We start from the raw sequence: 730 nt of genomic DNA on the forward strand, positions 1-730 counted from the left end.
TCGACCGCGCGCGGGCCGACCTCGAATCAACGCGCCGGCAGGTCGGCGCCAGCACGGCCGGGATCGATTCGACGCGCGCTTCATTGCGCGCGGCAATCGCGAATGAGGTCAAGGCACGACAGGACAGCGAACGCCTCGAAAGGCTGTACCGCGAGGATGAAGGCACCGTTTCGCTGCGGCGTCTGGAAGTGGCGCGAGCGACGCACGAGCAGGCCCAGAGTCAGGTCGCGGCAGCGCGCGCCGAAGTGGAGCGGGCACGCGAACAGCAGGGCGGCGGCGAGGCGGAGAACGCGCAGTTGCGCGCCGCTGCCGCTTCGGTGGCAAAGGCTGAACTCGATCTTGCGAATACGCGGATCAAGGCACGCTCGGGTGGCGTCATCACGGATCTGCGCACGGAAGTCGGCCAGTTCGCAGCGGCGGGCAACCCGGTCATGACGCTGATCGCAATCCGCGACCTATGGATCAGCGCGGATATGACCGAAAACAATCTGGGACATCTCGAACCCGACACGCCCGTGGCGATCGTGCTGGATTCGTTGCCGGGCGAGGTTTTCCAGGGACGGGTCCGCAGTATCGGATATGGCGTGAGTGTGGGGCAGAGCGCGCCGCCCGGCGGTCTGCCGACGGTGCAGAACAGCCGCGACTGGCTGCGTCCCGCGCAACGCTTTCCGGTGATCGTCGAGTTCGAACAGGTTGAGCGTGCACGCCTTCGCAACGTTCGTGTCGGCGG

The 730-nt window shown here is 66.7% G+C and carries 1 protein-coding gene; it reads left to right on the forward strand.

What is annotated here, in order from left to right; translation table 11 throughout:
* Positions 1-730: HlyD family secretion protein (locus tag AWB68_RS45775; protein WP_143282093.1), on the forward strand; the 730-nt coding region annotated here is incomplete at both ends.

The sequence above is a fragment of the Caballeronia choica genome (genome assembly GCF_001544535.1).
Classification (GTDB): Bacteria; Pseudomonadota; Gammaproteobacteria; order Burkholderiales; family Burkholderiaceae; genus Caballeronia; species Caballeronia choica.